Raw genomic sequence first — 13,019 nt, forward strand, 5'->3', positions numbered from 1 at the left:
CGGCTATTTAGCAGTAGGATGTCGGCAACCCATATTCTAGAGAGTTGTAGCCGTAGGATGTCGCATGGAAGAACGTAAAGTGTTAGTTGCTGGTGGTAATTTATTGCAGGCCCACACATGGAAAGGTTTATTGGAGGCCTGTGGCATTCATGTTGAACTCAGAGGTGAAGCGTTATTAGGCGGCATTGGTGAACTCCCTACTGGTATGCAAAACGTCGAGTTATGGGTAGGTGAGTCCCAATACGCGTCGGCACAAGTTCAATTGAATGCGTTGGATGTTGAAAGTCCGCAATGGCAGTGTGTGCAATGCCATGAGACTAATGAAGGCAGTTTTGAGCTTTGCTGGCAATGTAGCTCAGAGCGCAGCGAAAGCCACAACTAGCCTTTCACTGGCAACTTTCTCAGCTTTGCGGTGAGGCTGAAAGATTGCGTCTGCAGGATGAGAAGATTACACTTTGCTGATAAGCTGACATTCATTATGTCATTCAATATCTTATCTAGGAGTTAGTGATGCAGCATCCCAATGCATTTTCCGCCCTTGTTGACGCTATTCTGCCTAATATCACCGAAGTGACAATCGAAGCTTATCAGGCCGATGACCGCTGGCACCTTGTTGATGTGCGTGAGGATCGTGAGTGGCTGCAAGATCATTTACCCCGAGCGAAACATTTAAGCCGGGGTATTTTAGAGCGTGATATCGAAGCGCGTTTCCCCGATAAAAATACACCCATATTACTCTACTGCGCGGGTGGTGCGCGTTCCGCCTTGGCTGCCCATAATCTGCAACTTATGGGTTACGCCCACGTTGCCTCTATGATTGGTGGCTATAAGGGCTGGGTACAGCGTCAACTGCCAGTGGTGCAGGACTAAGCGTTCAGGATCTCATCTAATGCAATATTTTCCCTTGTTTGTCGATACGGTTAATTTGAATGTTCTACTGGTGGGCGCGGGCGATGTGGCGAGCCGTAAGTTAGCACTGCTGACACGTACTGAAGCCAATATCCACGTGGTAGCGCCAGAGGTGAACCTTGAAGTGCAACGTTATGCAGATGCTGGCCGCATTTTGTTATCCCAGCGTGAAGTCGTCCATGCCGACATTCAAAATTATGATTTGGTGTATTTAGCTACGGCAAACGACAGTCTTAATGCCGAGTTAGCGACCTTAGCTACCGCGCGTGGTATCTGGGTTAATGCCGTTGATAATCCCGCCTTTTGCCGCTTTATCACTCCTTCTATTGTGGATCGAGGTCGTTTAGTGGTCGCGATCAGCACTGCGGGCGCAGCGCCGGTATTTGCACGCACGATTCGCTCGCGTTTAGAATCTAGCCTACCGCAGTCACTCAAACCGTTATTCGATTTTGTCGCCGATAGACGCGTCGAAGTACAAGATAAGCTCGATTCAACCTCGAAACGCCGCTTATTTTGGGAGCGTTTTTTCGATACCAATGGCGACCGTTTTGATAGTCGTACCACCGAGCATTACCATCATGCGTTTAATAACTTAGTCAGCCGCGGCGAAATCCTTTTGTTGGATGATGCAACGTCTGTGGACTTATTGCCGCTCGCCGCCATGCCATTATTACAGCGCCTCGATTGGATATACAGCCAAGGGGATTTGAGCGTCGAACTCGCTGAACTTGTTCGCCGCGACGCAGATCGTGGTTTTTTACCCGCTTTCAGTGAATTGAGTCAACAGTATGAGTTGGGTACGCGTATGCTACTGGTAGCGGATACGCAAAAAATCAGCTTGTTGAAAGCCCATTTCCCCATGGCTAAACATCTGCGACCTGGAGCGATTTAATTTCTTACCGATTCAGCCTTGGGTTCGATTTAACCTTCTGTTCGATTGCACGTTTTGTTCGATTTCATGGGCGTATTCTATTGTTCGTTTGAGCTAATGCCGAGTCTCAGGTAGACTCGGCAGCCTTATTTTAGGATTTCGCTGTTTCAGGATTTCACTCTGCATTTAGGATGACTATGGCCCTCAAGGCGACCGTGTTTAAAGTCAATTTACAGATTGCCGATATGGATCGGAATTATTACCAAGACCATCAATTGACGCTTGCCCAGCATCCTTCTGAAACCGATGGCCGCATGATGGTGCGTTTACTCGCGTTTATTGTTAATGCCAGCGAAACCTTAAGTTTTAGTAAAGGTCTGTGCGTCGATGACGAGCCAGAGCTATGGGACAAAACCCTATCCGGTGAAATTGAGCTGTGGGTTGAGTTTGGTCAGGCCGATGAAAAATGGCTTCGAAAGGCCAGCGGCCGTGCCAAAGTCGTACAGCTCTTTACCTATGGTGGTCGCAGTGTACCGATTTGGTGGAAACAGAATCAGCAAGCGTTAGAGCGTTATCAGAATTTAAAAGTGTGGAATATTGCCGAAGAATCCGTCACGGCGATGGAAGCGTTTGTTGGGCGTAATATGGCATTGCAAGTTTCGATTAGTGAAGGCCAAATTTGGTTATCGGATAATGAAACCAGCGTGTTGATTGAGCCTGAAATTCTCAAAGATATTGAATAACATGTTTTGTAAAAAAAGAGCCTGCAATTGCAGGCTCTTTCCGTTTATCACTTTTAAGTATCAGTAAGAGTATCGATTTTGATTTATTTGAAGCTCAGTTCCCAGCTATCGATATAACCAACATCACCACGGCCACTGTCTACGGCTTTTAACTTCCATACGCCGTTCGAATTCGCACCTGTCATATCTGCGGTATAGCTCTTGTTGATATTGTCTGCACCAAGACCTGTGTTGTTATGCAGGGTGACCGTTTTTCCTGAAGGGCTGATCAGCTGCACTTTTAAGTCACCAATGTAAGGGTGGACTATGTTCACGACTGCAGTCACAGTACCTGAATCACCTGTGCGAGTAACCGTGATTGGGCTAGTGATCCCCGCCGCTTTGTTATCAGGAATATTATAGTTATCAGTATTGGTATAGCTCGTTGGCGTACCGCCGCCATTAGACGCTGTGTAGTTCGCCGTTAACGACACACCAGTGAAAGCCGAATCGCCTTTTACCATGGCATAGTAAGTGCCTGATTGTACGTTGGTGATTGGACAAGACTCACTATTGCCACTTTTATACGGACGGCAATCGTAATTAGTGGTGGTTGGCGCCGCGCCATATTGCACATACAAGTCCGCATCACCTGTGCCACCGTTCATCACAAAGCCTAGGTTAGTTGCACCTGCTGGAACTTCAAATGAAAAATGTAATTCTTCACCTGTTGCGCCTGCTAAACCTGTTTTCGCCACACCGTTCACGAGAACACTATCGCCCGGTTCGGTTGGATCGACAGGACCCGTTGGACCAGTACAAGATGCGTCTAGGAAGGCTTTTGCTGCAACTGCATTAACTAAACCATAGCCATAGTAGTTGTCACGACCCGCAGTACCAAGATCTTCGGCTGTCATTTTCAATGCGTTACGGACTTGCGCCGCACTACATTCTGGGTGGTAGCTCCACACTAAGGTCGCAACACCTGACACATGCGGTGTCGCCATTGATGTACCGTTGTAGTACTCGTAATCTTTATTGCCTTGGTTGCTGACAGTGACTGTGGCGCCCAGTTGATTGCGCAATGCTAAACCTGTTGCACGATCAACAGATACAGAAACCATATTGATTTCGTTGTTAGCATCGACAAGGAAGGGGTTTTGTAAGCCGGGTAATGCCGCGTTACTGTAAACAATCGTCGCACTGGCACCCGCATTCTTACAGGCTTTAGCTGCGTTAATTTCAGGGTAGCTAGTGCCTTGATTACCAACACGTTCCACTAAACAAATCTTATTGGTCATGTTGCCGCAGTTGAAGCTTGTGCCGCTAACGGTACATTCTGCCAAAGTTGCAGTGCTGGTACCGTTAAATGGTGCGGGGACATAGCTGCCACCAGAGGATATCAGGCGATTGTGCGGCACGACACCTGAGTCAAAGTAAGACTGACTGCCGATAGTGATATCGGCTAAACGGCCTTCGCCACGGGTAACAGTCGATAGAACGGCTTCACCAGGGCCTGATATTTCCACTTGGTTAGTGTATTGGGAGAATGCTGAGTGGTCTTTATGGTTATCCACAGAGGCGACAGACATGACGCCATCGTAGGATGCTGGGTAGCTGTGAGTGCTATTCCCATCGTTACCCGCAGCAGCAATCAGGAGAACACCATTATTATAGTGGGCAGCCAGAGCGTTACGCTCAGTGGTGCTAGAACCTGAACCACCTAAACTCATAGTGACAACATTGGCGCCGTTGGTGACACAAGTGTCTACGGCAGCGACTAAGGATGAAGAGTAGCCCCAGCCAGATTCATTAAACACTTTGATCACATGAATATTGGCATTTTGATTTGGCATAACGCCGATCACGCCATCATTGTTGGCAATCGCCGCAATCGTCCCCGCAACGTGGGTACCGTGGGCGTTATTATTGCCCGGCTCAAACCAGTTACCCGTGCCTGAGTTATTGGTCCCTGTGACATTATTGCCACCTAAGTCGCTGTGACTACGGTCGTAGCCTGAGTCGATAATACAAATAGTGCGGTTGCCCGCTTGGCTGTCGCTTAGCTGGGTTGCTCCCACAAAAGTTTGGCCCCAAGGCGTACTTTCACTTAGAAAGCGGCGTGGCATATCTTCTTCGACATATTCCACATCAGCACGAGTTTTTAAGGCATTGATCCCTTTGGCATCGAGTTTCACCGAGTAACTGTTACTGCGGCCGATACGCTTCATTTCCTTCGCTTGTACTTTATTTAATGCGGTATGTTGGGCACTGATTTCAGCCATTTGTGGCTGATAATTCATTGTGGTTGGTAGCGTATCTGTTGTCGCGTCATTGAGTGACTGCAGATCACTCGTTGATTGCACACTATTGGCTGACATGATGGCCGCGGCATCAGTGTTTTTAAACTTCACAATGTAACGCTTTGGCAGTGGGGAGGTTTGTGCTTGTAATGCTGCGGCAAAACCTGGGGCTTGTGGTGCTGCTTGTACACCGGCTGAGATCGCAATAGCTAAGCTTGAAAGGCTTAACGCTATTTTAGTGGTTCTGTTGATTGTCATGTTCTTCTTCCATGGTCAATTTAGTGTTAATCATTATTATTTTATGTTTCATAAGAATAACTACGACTCAGATGCTACTCGGTTAGTGAATTTATCTGCGACCACAGTATTTGTAAATGATTTGTTAACAGTATGGCGGTTGGTAAGTATTTAGATTTAATAGGCATTTATAGTGCATATAAATTCAAATTGTAACGAGTTGTAACCAAATTGTATTAAAATATTTGTTTTTTTATGTGATAAACGTGAATAAGTGAATGCGAATTTACGACTTCATATACGGGTTTTTGATTGATTTTGCTGTTGGCAATGCATTGAAATTTATATATATATTTTTTTGTAATTAAAAATAACAAAAACAAACTTTAAGTTTTCATCATAATGATAAGATTTTCCCAAGTGATTGATTATGCGAAATTGTTGCAAAAGGCTGTCAATAGGGTGGCAGTTGCCAATGGATTGACGATGGCTAAGCCATTCGAGCTAATTTGTTGAAGTGTTTTTGAAGGGGAATGTGAGCGGCAAAACGAGAAGTGGAAGCATGCAATATGTGCGATAAAGGAAAATGCTGAGTGTTACATCATCCAAAATAGCGGTACAGGATATGAGCTACCACTGCGAACTCGAACATGCTTCAATTATGTTTATGAGGCTAATTATGTCGATAAACTTTCAATTAAAAATTTTAAATAGTCTTATTTATTTTTCATCGTTAGAACAGTCTAAAAATATATTCATTTAAATAATTATAACGCCCATCAGTGTGACGCTTTACTTCTAATAATCTGCATACATAAGCTTGAATTTTTCGCATTTTCACAAAATTTAACATATAAGCATTTTGCCTAATAGTATGTCTATTGGATGGGTGGTAAATTAAATTAATTCATGATGTTAAGTTGTTTTTCTTGTGGCATGGTTTAAGCGAGTGAGTGCACGAATTTAAGGCTGTGCACTATAAATCCTAAATTGGAGTAAATAAAAATTATAAAAAATATAACATCTAAGCGGATCGTATTGATATCTTCTTCAGCTGATTATCTTCATATAGAGCTTGAAACACCACAGTTACTTGCTGAAAAATTAAATGCAATTGTTTCAAATGCTTGGCCTTGTGGCGAATATGATTTTGATGCAATGGCGTTTTTCCTTGCTTGCTATGAAAATGGCGGTGAAGCAGCCCAAGGTTGGTATGGCTGGTATGCAGTTGATATTAATCCTGTTTCAGGAGAGAGAACACTAGTTGGCTCTGGTGGTTATTTTGGACCTCCAGATAGTCATGGGATGGTTGAAATAGGTTATTCAGTACTACCTGAGTGGCAGCGTCGTGGCTATGCTACAGAAATCGTTAATACACTCGTTTCCCATGCTTACTCTTTTGAAAAAACAAAGAACATTATTGCTCATACTTCAGCGGAAAATGAAGCATCAAAAAGGGTTTTGATTTCCAATGGTTTTAGTGAGACTGGCGTTAATGAAAGTCATCTACGTTTTGAACATGTTAGATAGTTAATTTTTTTGCCATACATCGGATCATTTATGTTACTTGTGTAGCAGCGAAAACGATTATTAATTTTTTATCTGGATCGATTTACGCTAATAAGACACTTCAATATCTCGTCATTCGCCCGCCATCTCAGATGTCTAATGTTGGGGTGGATAAAAGCTTTTTATATAAAGCAATGTTGATTGATAGGCTATTGCTTAAAGTAAGCTTATTCATTTAGACAATAAAAAAGCGCCCTAGGGCGCTTTTAGCCGTTAAACCTTGAATGACTAGAGGGAGGTGAGAGTACTAAAGTGATTTATTCTTACTTCCCCACACTAGAGCCAATTTGATGGTTGTGAATTACTTAGCGGGCGTTTTTTGCGCTTCAACTAAGGTGGAATAGCCGCCACCATTATAGGTTTGGGTGTATCCGGCAGCGACTAAGGCTTCGGTCGCAATACTGCTACGACGACCGCTGCGGCAATACAAGACGACGGGAGCATCTTTGGCGATGCCACGCTTAGCAAACTCCTCTGTCACTTGCTCAAAGGGAATATTGACCGCATTCGCTAAATGACCTTCGGCAAATTCTTCAGGCGTTCTAACATCGAGCACCATAGCGCCTGCGGCAATTTTATCCCATGCGATTGCAGGATCTTGGTCGGCGGCGCTGGCTATCATGGGCATTAGCAGCAGTGGCATGAGAACCAGTGATTGCAGGCTTAATAGGGCTAAGCGCATTAGGCTTTGGCCACGGGTTACGAGGTTGTGGGTCACTTTATCTCTCCTTGACGGCTTTTTGGCACGCTTGTATTAACCAAGCGTGTACTTGCTCACCTAACTCTTAACTCTTATCTTAACTCTTAAGTAGTGACTTTATGTGGCTTAGCTTTGCTTAGCAATTTCAGCCTCTGATTTTACACCCAATTTGCGTAAAACCATGGCGGCAGGACAAAAACCGGTAAAAGCACTTTGGAATAGGTTAGCGCCAACAAATGCGGTTAACCACAGAAAGTTGTGGTGCACATAGGCGGTTAACACCAGTGACAGTAACACCATAAATCCGGCAAAAGCCATAATACTGCGTTCTAATGACATACCTTACTCCTTGAAGCCATCTTGGTGATGGCCTTTGTTGTGGTTAATTTTGTGTTTGTATCTGAACAGTATTCATACGGTTTTTCATGGCCGTGTAGTACAGCACAGGGATGACAACTAACGTCAGTATGGTCGAGATAAAAATACCAAAGATCAGACTGATCGCTAAGCCATTGAAAATCGGATCATCAAGAATAAACAATGCCCCTATCATGGCTGCAAATGCAGTCAGCATGATAGGTTTAGCTCGCACGGCGCCAGAGTGGATCACTGCCCGCTCAAAGGGCACGCCGGATGCGGTTTCTTGATTAATAAAATCGACCAATAATATCGAGTTACGCACAATAATCCCCGCCAGCGCTATCATGCCTATCATGGACGTCGCGGTGAATTGCGCTCCGAGCAGGGCATGTCCAGGCATTACGCCAATCACAGTCAGTGGAATTGGCGCCATGATGATAAGCGGCACCAGATACGATCTAAACTGCGCGACCACCAATAAATAAATCGCAATCATACCGACCGCATAGGCGATACCCATGTCTCTAAAGGTTTCGTAGGTGATCTTCCATTCGCCATCCCAGAGCACGGCGACTGAGTCTAACCCTGTGGGTTGGTGAATATAATGCTGATCAAACCCTAAGCCATCGGTGCCATCAATTTTGCCCGCCATATCGAACATGCCGTAGAGCGGGCTGTCCAGTGGTCCCGACATATCGGCGACAACCATGATCATAGGGATCATATTCTTATGGATAATCGGTGCATCGATTTTGCCACGTTTGATGGTTACTAGCTCAGAGACAGGCACAGATTGCCCCGTTTGGCTCAGTAACTTCATATTCAGTACTTGCTCTAAATCGACTTTCGCGCCTTCGTTTAATTGCAGGCGGATCGGTATCGGTTGTTTTTGCTGGGCTTGATGTAAATAGCTAACATCTTTGCCGCCAACTGAGGTGGCAATCAAGTCGACAATATTGCTGTAGGGCACGGCCATCAGGCTGGCTTTACTGCGGTCGATCATCACTTGCCATTTTTGCTGGGCGGCGGGCAAGAAAATATCGATATCGACCACGTCTTTGGTTTCATGGAACAGCGCCTGCATCTCATATGCGGCTTGCTCGCGAATAGCGGGACTTGGGCCATACACTTCTGCAACCAGCGGCGACCACACTGGCGGCCCTGGTGGCACTTCAACCACTTTGATATTGGCTTGATATTGCTCGCCAATTTGCTGCAGTTCGTCTCGCACCGATACCGCTATGCTGTGGCTGTCGCGCTTGCGGTGTTTCTTATCCACTAGGTTCACTTGGATGTCGCCAAGCTCTTGGCTGTGACGCAGGAAATAGTGGCGCACTAAGCCGTTAAAGTTCATTGGCGCGTTAGTGCCCGCATACAATTGCAGATGCTCGACCTCAGGGACGGTTGTTAGGTAGCGACTCAAATCCTGTAATACTCTTTGTGTTTGCTCTACGGGAGTGCCTTCTGGCATGTCCACCATCACTTGAAACTCGGACTTATTATCGAAGGGCAGCATTTTCAGTACCACGAGCTGACCCACTGGGAGCGCGACAGCGATACCGATCAACACAAATACGCCGGCAGCCAGTCCTATTCTTGCCTTACGGGCATTTTTACCCAGCAGGAAAGGACCAATTAAGTGAGTAAAGAGGCGCACCATCTTAGTTTCAGCTTCATCCTCGTGCGAGGCTTGGGCAGTATCGTGTTGGTCATTATGTTTCAGCAGTTTACGACTGAGCCAAGGAGTGACCACAAATGCCACTACGAGGGAAATTAACATGCCCATACTGGCGTTGATGGGGATCGGGCTCATGTAAGGCCCCATTAAGCCCGATACAAAAGCCATCGGCAGCAAGGCTGCGATAACAGTAAATGTCGCCAGAATCGTCGGGCCACCGACTTCATCGACCGCCACAGGAATAAGCTCGCTGAAGGAATTTTTGCCGAGCGCCATATGCCGGTGGATGTTTTCTACTACGACTATGGCATCGTCGACCAAGATGCCGATGGAGAAAATCAAGGCGAACAAGGACACGCGGTTTAAGGTAAATCCCCACGCCCAAGAGGCGAAAAGGGTGATCGCTAGCGTGATAATAATGGCCACGCCCACGACTAAGGATTCGCGTGCGCCCATGGTTAAAAAGACCAGCACGACTACGGCGCTGGTGGCAAAAATCAGTTTTAAAATAAGGGTGTTAGATTTATCCGCCGCGGTTTCGCCATAGTTACGTGACACTGTGACTTCGACATTGGCCGGGATCAACACATTGTCGACTTTAGCTATCCGCTCAATCACACTGTCGGCGATATCGACGGCATTTTGGCCTGCTTGTTTACCAATTGCGATTGTGACGGCGGGATAAATGTCGGTTTTATCTGCGTGCCAAACGCTCTGTTTAGGGATATCACTTTTTAAGCTGATTTCGGCAATATCCGCCAAATAAATCGGAATAGTCTTGCCTTGTTTATCTTGATAGACACTGACGACTAATTGCTTGAGATCGTCGATGGATTGTAAAAACTGCCCAGCTTGGACCTTTATCTCTTGATTGCCTTGCACTAAGGATGCAGGCATAGAGACCATATTATTGTCATTCAGGCTTTGTCTTAACTTGTCGTAGGTCAGATTAAAGCTGTTCATCTTGGCGGGATCGATACGTATGTTGGCCACCATATCGTGCTGGCCAACGGTATCGATTTCGCGAGTGCCGGGAATACGCTTAATTTCGGTTTCTAATACAAGGGCGACATGGGTTAGCTGCTCAGCAGACACTTGCCTGTCCTTAGACCACAAGGTCAAACTGACAATGGGCACATCATCGATGCCGCGGGGTTTAATTAGCGGATCGCCCACGCCAGCGCCCCTTGGCAATTTATCCATATTGGAATAAATCTGGTTGTATAGGCTGACGATGGCATCATTGCGCCCGACGCCGACCTTAAAGATGACGATGATCAGCGCGCCATCGGGTTGGGAGAACGAATACAGAGTATCTATGCCTTTGATTTCGGAGATCACTTGTTCCGCTGGCAGAGTGACTAAGTTTTCAACTTCCGTGGGTGTCGCGCCGGGAAAAGGGATAAACACATCGGCAAAGGTGACATCAATTTGTGGCTCTTCTTCTTTTGGCGTGACCAAAATGGCGAATAAGCCAAGTAAGAGCCCGAGAAGTGCTAATAGCGGCGTGATGGCGCTATTTTGAAAGGCAGCGGCAATTCGTCCGGAAATCCCAAGTGTGGTTTGTGGTACTGGAGCATGTTTCATAAAACAACCTCGACAAAGCTTAAGTCGCTAGGGAATTTATTGCTTCTTGCTGAGCAACACTTGGTAGGCATCAACGGCCACCTTGTCACCCGACTTAAGGCCCGCAAGCACTTCTACCTCGCCATCTAAGGGCTCAGTGACACGGACTTGGGTCAGCACAAAGGCTTCGCCTTGTTTAAGGTAAACACTGCTCAGTTCGTTCATTGTGAGCAGTGCAGAGGCGGGCAGTTGGATTTTTTCCCGATCGCCATTTTTAAAGGAAGCTTTTGCCCAAGTACCGGGTTGAAGATTGGCTTCATTTTCTGGCAGATTAATTCGCACTTGATAACTGTGGCTGACAGGATCGGCGAAACTGAAAATCGTGAGGTCGGTTGAGGTGAACTCGCGCCCATCACTTAAACGGACGAGAAATTCGGGGGAATTTTTAAGTTGGTTAATGTAACGCTGTGGCACTTGAGTAATGGCGCGCATTTGACTCGCGGAAAACCCTGAAAGTAGTGCTTGTCCTGGGCTTACGGTTTCGCCAAGTTCGACAAAACGCTCAGTGACTATGCCACTAAAAGGCGCTGAAACGACAGTGTATTTTAAGGATTCGTTGGCTTTGATGACACGGGCTTGTGCTGCACTGACGGCTTGTTCTGTTGCTTTAGCATTGGCGGTGGCTTCATCCATCGCGCCCTTAGAAATCGCGCCTTGGGGAAATAGCTCTTTATAACGTTTGTATTGTGCCTGAGCTTCGACATTTAAAGCCTTCGCTTTGGCTAGATCAGCCTCAAAGCTTGCCAGTTCAGCGCCTTGCTCTTTACTGGTAATTTCCAGTAGGGCGGCTCCTTCGGGGACGACATCGTTAACATCGTAGTTTAGTTTGACAATACGACCAGAGGTTTGCGCCGATACCGTCGCTGCTTTTACTGCTTCAATGGTGGCGTCTAAGGTGACCCAATTCGGATAGGGTTTATTTAAGACTTCGATGGTTTCGACTGAGGCAGCCTGAGCTTGAGTACTGGAAAGTGCCAGCAGTAAGAAAAAAGCACGAGAAATTGATGTCATAACTTATATCACCCCAGATGTAATTTATGAGAAAATTCTAATGGAGTTATTTTCAATAGGCAATCAATATTTATTAGAAAAATTTAATGTAGTGTTTTTACCTAATTTAGGGATAAGGAATAAGGCCTATAGCGCCTTATTCCTCATGCTTCAGAGCTTCAAATTAAGCCTAAAATTTAGTCATTTAAATAATAGGTTAGTGTGGAAACGATGCGAATTTGTTTAATGTAAGGCGTGCTGCTGTCGCGGTCTGAAATGGTGAACTGGCCTTGACTCGCACTTTTAATTTTTCCGAGGCGAGAATCCGAATCCTTAGCAAATTTTTCAGCCACTTCGCGGGCATTTTGAGTCGCTTCTTGCACCATGACAGGTTTGACAGAGTTGAGATCGGTAAACAGAAACTCAGTGCGATTATCATAATCTTGGCTGGCAATCGCTATACCTTCTTTTACTAAGTTAATCATTTGCTTACGAGTATTAAGCATGAGATCAATCTGTGGGGTATAAACCGATAGGTTCACTTTTGCTGAGTAACGGTATCTGACGTTAGGATCGACATAACCTTGGGCTTGGCGATCTTCAATTGAAGGCAAAGAGACAGTAATTTCGCTGTCGCTAAAGCCTTGTTCCTTTAAAAACGCCACAACACGATCGGTTTTTTGTTGAACCGTCTCGTAGAGTTTAGGCAGATTGTTATCGACCTCAGTGAAATTGATTGGCCAAATTGCCACATTGGCTTTGACTTCTTTTTCCGCTAAGCCCTTTACCGTGACAGTGCGTTCCATGGCTTTCATTTGCAATAGTGCTGAGCTTGCTGTCTGGCCTGCATAAACAAGCCCCGCGCAAAGGAAACCACCTAACAGCAGGGCAGGAAGGATGTTACTTTTTTCCATAAAAAGAATCTCTTGATTAGATAAACTCAGTCTACGATACCGAATAAACCTCAGTCATGCACTGGGTTTATTCGGAATAGATGCCGCTTAAGGCAGGGGAGATTATGTTGAGATATGAGTTTTGAAATATCGGTTTAAAG

Annotated in this window: 11 protein-coding genes; 5 read left to right on the plus strand and 6 right to left on the minus strand. The window is 45.7% G+C overall.

Annotated elements, in window-relative coordinates:
• The first annotated feature begins 64 nt into the window (after positions 1–64).
• From ACHA99_RS15990 to ACHA99_RS16005, 4 genes are all read left to right on the plus strand, one after another.
• Positions 65–382 (plus strand): DUF2007 domain-containing protein, encoded by a 318-nt coding sequence (locus ACHA99_RS15990; RefSeq protein WP_028761071.1) that lies wholly within the window; start codon positions 65–67, stop codon positions 380–382.
• A gap of 128 nt (positions 383–510) precedes the next feature.
• Positions 511–870 carry a rhodanese-like domain-containing protein gene (locus ACHA99_RS15995; RefSeq protein ID WP_263266133.1) on the plus strand — a complete coding sequence of 120 codons (360 nt, stop codon included), beginning with the start codon at positions 511–513 and terminating at the stop codon, positions 868–870.
• A gap of 19 nt (positions 871–889) precedes the next feature.
• A complete protein-coding gene (locus ACHA99_RS16000) occupies positions 890–1,801 on the plus strand; it encodes a bifunctional precorrin-2 dehydrogenase/sirohydrochlorin ferrochelatase (protein WP_393943797.1) in 912 nt (303 codons plus the stop codon).
• Positions 1,802–1,977: 176 nt separating this feature from the next.
• A complete protein-coding gene (locus ACHA99_RS16005) occupies positions 1,978–2,523 on the plus strand; it encodes a YaeQ family protein (RefSeq protein ID WP_028761068.1) in 546 nt (181 codons plus the stop codon).
• A gap of 83 nt (positions 2,524–2,606) precedes the next feature.
• On the opposite strand, the gene ACHA99_RS16010 is transcribed toward ACHA99_RS16005, so the two are convergent.
• A complete protein-coding gene (locus ACHA99_RS16010) occupies positions 2,607–5,063 on the minus strand; it encodes a S8 family serine peptidase (RefSeq protein WP_393943799.1) in 2,457 nt (818 codons plus the stop codon).
• 1,017 nt (positions 5,064–6,080) lie between these two features.
• Between ACHA99_RS16010 and ACHA99_RS16015 the strand changes: the two genes are divergently transcribed.
• A complete protein-coding gene (locus ACHA99_RS16015) occupies positions 6,081–6,572 on the plus strand; it encodes a GNAT family N-acetyltransferase (protein WP_393943801.1) in 492 nt (163 codons plus the stop codon).
• A gap of 340 nt (positions 6,573–6,912) precedes the next feature.
• On the opposite strand, the gene ACHA99_RS16020 is transcribed toward ACHA99_RS16015, so the two are convergent.
• The 5 genes from ACHA99_RS16020 to ACHA99_RS16040 all read right to left on the minus strand — a co-directional run bounded on the left by ACHA99_RS16020 (position 6,913) and on the right by ACHA99_RS16040 (position 12,879).
• The gene (locus tag ACHA99_RS16020; RefSeq protein ID WP_198572759.1) at positions 6,913–7,329 is read right to left on the minus strand and encodes a rhodanese-like domain-containing protein; all 417 of its coding nucleotides are present in this window, start codon (positions 7,327–7,329) and stop codon (positions 6,913–6,915) included.
• 108 nt (positions 7,330–7,437) lie between these two features.
• Positions 7,438–7,650 carry a DUF2892 domain-containing protein gene (locus tag ACHA99_RS16025; protein WP_006082265.1) on the minus strand — a complete coding sequence of 71 codons (213 nt, stop codon included), beginning with the start codon at positions 7,648–7,650 and terminating at the stop codon, positions 7,438–7,440.
• 43 nt (positions 7,651–7,693) lie between these two features.
• Positions 7,694–10,936 (minus strand): efflux RND transporter permease subunit, encoded by a 3,243-nt coding sequence (locus tag ACHA99_RS16030; RefSeq protein WP_393943804.1) that lies wholly within the window; start codon positions 10,934–10,936, stop codon positions 7,694–7,696.
• A gap of 36 nt (positions 10,937–10,972) precedes the next feature.
• Positions 10,973–11,986 (minus strand): efflux RND transporter periplasmic adaptor subunit, encoded by a 1,014-nt coding sequence (locus tag ACHA99_RS16035; RefSeq protein WP_212601835.1) that lies wholly within the window; start codon positions 11,984–11,986, stop codon positions 10,973–10,975.
• 176 nt (positions 11,987–12,162) lie between these two features.
• Positions 12,163–12,879 carry an SIMPL domain-containing protein gene (locus ACHA99_RS16040; RefSeq protein WP_393943806.1) on the minus strand — a complete coding sequence of 239 codons (717 nt, stop codon included), beginning with the start codon at positions 12,877–12,879 and terminating at the stop codon, positions 12,163–12,165.
• Positions 12,880–13,019 lie beyond the last annotated feature (140 nt).

The sequence above is a fragment of the Shewanella sp. S23-S33 genome, assembly GCF_043359565.1.
Classification (GTDB): Bacteria; Pseudomonadota; Gammaproteobacteria; order Enterobacterales; family Shewanellaceae; genus Shewanella; species Shewanella oncorhynchi.

Coding starts and splice junctions, on each gene's coding strand:
- ACHA99_RS15990 (WP_028761071.1), top strand. CDS start 65: ATGGAAGAACGTAAAGTGTTAGTTGCTGGTGGTAATTTATTGCAGGCC.
- ACHA99_RS15995 (WP_263266133.1), top strand. CDS start 511: ATGCAGCATCCCAATGCATTTTCCGCCCTTGTTGACGCTATTCTGCCT.
- ACHA99_RS16000 (WP_393943797.1), top strand. CDS start 890: ATGCAATATTTTCCCTTGTTTGTCGATACGGTTAATTTGAATGTTCTA.
- ACHA99_RS16005 (WP_028761068.1), top strand. CDS start 1,978: ATGGCCCTCAAGGCGACCGTGTTTAAAGTCAATTTACAGATTGCCGAT.
- ACHA99_RS16010 (WP_393943799.1), bottom strand. CDS start 5,063: ATGACAATCAACAGAACCACTAAAATAGCGTTAAGCCTTTCAAGCTTA.
- ACHA99_RS16025 (WP_006082265.1), bottom strand. CDS start 7,650: ATGTCATTAGAACGCAGTATTATGGCTTTTGCCGGATTTATGGTGTTA.
- ACHA99_RS16030 (WP_393943804.1), bottom strand. CDS start 10,936: ATGAAACATGCTCCAGTACCACAAACCACACTTGGGATTTCCGGACGA.
- ACHA99_RS16035 (WP_212601835.1), bottom strand. CDS start 11,986: ATGACATCAATTTCTCGTGCTTTTTTCTTACTGCTGGCACTTTCCAGT.
- ACHA99_RS16040 (WP_393943806.1), bottom strand. CDS start 12,879: ATGGAAAAAAGTAACATCCTTCCTGCCCTGCTGTTAGGTGGTTTCCTT.